1 protein-coding gene is annotated in these 2,818 nt (G+C 43.1%); it reads left to right on the top strand.

What is annotated here, in order from left to right:
* On the top strand, positions 1–2,818 hold a 2,818-nt coding region (locus tag BBROOKSOX_RS09860), incomplete at both ends, for an Ig-like domain-containing protein (RefSeq protein ID WP_180323979.1).

Here is a 2,818-nt window from a genome sequence, read left to right as displayed (position 1 = left end):
ACTCGCTCTTCTAAAACTTTAATTATTAGCAAAACCTCAGGTACTTTTGCAGCTGAGGATGTGGCAAAGGTGGTGGAAGCCATCAAACTGAAAAACACCGATACGGATTCACAACTTGGTATTCGAACCGCTACTATTACTTATATAGATACTGTAGATAATGAATCAGCCTCAGCAACTGCTTCATTACAAGAGGCGCAGCGTGGCTTTGTTATCAATGGTGAGTCAACGGGTGACTTTAGTGGCATCTCAGTCTCCAGCGCAGGCGATGTCAACGGCGACGGCTTAGATGATTTAATTGTGGGTGCTTTATATGCCGATCCAAGCAGTAAATTAAATGCAGGTAAATCGTATGTTGTATTCGGTAAACAAGACAACACCGATGCCATTAACTTATCAGCCATTGCTGCTGGTACAGGTGGCTTTGTTATCAATGGTGAGTCCATGGGTGATCATAGTGGTTGGTCAGTCTCCAGCGCAGGCGATGTCAATGGCGACGGTTTAGATGATTTAATTGTGGGTGCTTATCAAGCCGATTCAAGTAATAAATCAAACGCAGGTAAATCGTATGTTGTGTTCGGCAAACAAGACAATACCGCTATTAACTTATCAGCCATTGCTGCTGGCACAAGCACAGACGGCTTTGTTATCAATGGCGAGTCAGCGGATGATGAGAGTGGTTACTCAGTCTCCAGCGCAGGCGATGTTAACGGCGATGGCTTAGATGATTTAATTGTGGGTGCTTATCAAGCTGATCCAAACAATAAATCATCCGCAGGTAAGTCGTATGTTGTGTTCGGCAAACAAGACAACACCGCTATTAACTTATCAGCCATTGCTGCTGGCACAAGCACAGACGGCTTTGTTATCAATGGCGAGTCAGCGTATGATTATAGTGGTCGCACAGTCTCCAGTGCAGGCGATGTCAACGGTGATGGCTTAGATGATTTAATTGTGGGTGCTTATCAAGCCGATCTAAGCGGTAAGCCAAACGCAGGCAAATCCTATGTCATCTTCGGCAAACAAGACAACACCGATGCCATTAACTTATCAGCCATTGCCACTGGCACAAGTACAGGTGGCTTTGTTATTAATGGCGAGTCAGAGTTTAATTATAATGGTCACGCAGTCTCTAGCGCAGGTGATGTCAACGGCGATGGCTTAGATGATTTAATTGTAAGTGCTGATCAAGCCGATCCAAGCGGTAAGCCAAACGCAGGCAAATCCTATGTCATCTTCGGCAAACAAGATAACACCGCTATTAATTTATCAATTATTGTCGCTGGCATAGGCGGCTTTGTTATTAACGGCGAGTCAGCGAGTGATTATAGTAGTTCAGTCTCCAGCGCAGGTGATGTCAACGGCGATGGCTTAGATGATTTAATTGTAGGCGCTTATCAAGCCGATCCAAGTGGCAAGACAAACGCAGGCAAATCCTATGTCATCTTCGGTAAAACCGACACTGATGCCGTAGATTTATCAAAACTAGGCGATGAGTCAAAATACACCATTGATTACCTTGGCAATAAAGACGACAACACCCTTACCAGTACTGTAACCAACAAAGATGAAATCTTTGTTGCTGGTGCAGGTAACGACACCCTAACAGGTAACGGTGGTATGGATGTCTTTAACGCAGGCGCAGGTGATGATACGATCATCATCAACGCCAGCAACATCACCGCATTAGAACAAACTGGCACAGGCAACCGTGCTCGTGTTGATGGCGGTGGTGGTGCTGATACCCTTAAATTAGAGGGTGCAGGTTTAACCCTAGATTTAACCAAGATCAGCGACAGACGCATTCAAGACATTGAAGTTATTGATATGACAGGCTCAGGCGACAACACCCTAAAGCTCAACTTAGATGATTTATTAGATGCTTCTACTAGCACCAATATTCTTAAAGTATTGGGCAATAGTGGTGATAAAGTGATTGCCACAGGCTTTGATGATTCAACAACTGAGAAAACTGTTGATGGTGTTACTTATACTGTTTACGCTCATAGTGACGCCAATACAAGTGCTAATGCTGAAATTTGGATTCAAAAGGGTATAACAATATCTGATACAAACCTACCTACCATTGCCATTACCAGTAATGTGAGCAAGCTTAAAGTAGGTGAGAGTGCCACCATTACCTTTACTCTAAGCGAAGTATCCGCTGATTTTGACGCCACTGATGTGGTTGTTACAGGGGGTATATTGACTGATTTTGCACTTAAGGCTAATGAAAGTAAAATTTATACAGCAACTTTTACCCCAACCAACAGCACAACTGCAGGCACAATCTCAGTAGCAAGTGATAAATTTAGCGACGCGGCGGGTAATATCAATGTTGATGGTGCTGATGCGAATAATTCAGTATTCTTAATAATTGATACCAAAGTGCCAAATGCTGTTGATTTAGATCCAGCAGCAGACATACAATCCACCAGCAAAGCACTGTTTACCCGTTCAGAAATTGCAGTAGGCGTCGCCTTTGACGCCGATATTTCAAACACCACTGATACAGATATTAAATCTATTAAAGTGGTATTAGGTGGCGTAGGTTTTAACGCAACTAATGACAAACTGATACTAGATACCGACATTACATTAAGTGGTAATATTGCCGCAACCAACAAAGTCATCGGCACCGTTGCTGACTTAGAATACACCTACACTCACTCTTCTCAAACTTTAATCATTAGCAAAACCTCAGGTACTTTTACAGCTGAGGATGTGGCAAAGGTGGTGGAAGCCATCAAACTGAAAAACACCGATACGGATTCACAACTTGGTATTCGAATCGCTACTATTACTTATATAGATACTG

Source organism: bacterium endosymbiont of Bathymodiolus sp. 5 South (assembly GCF_900128535.1).
Lineage (GTDB): Bacteria > Pseudomonadota > Gammaproteobacteria > PS1 > Pseudothioglobaceae > Thiodubiliella.
Note: the sequence above shows the minus strand (reverse complement) of the source record. Positions and strands in the feature narration are given on the sequence as shown.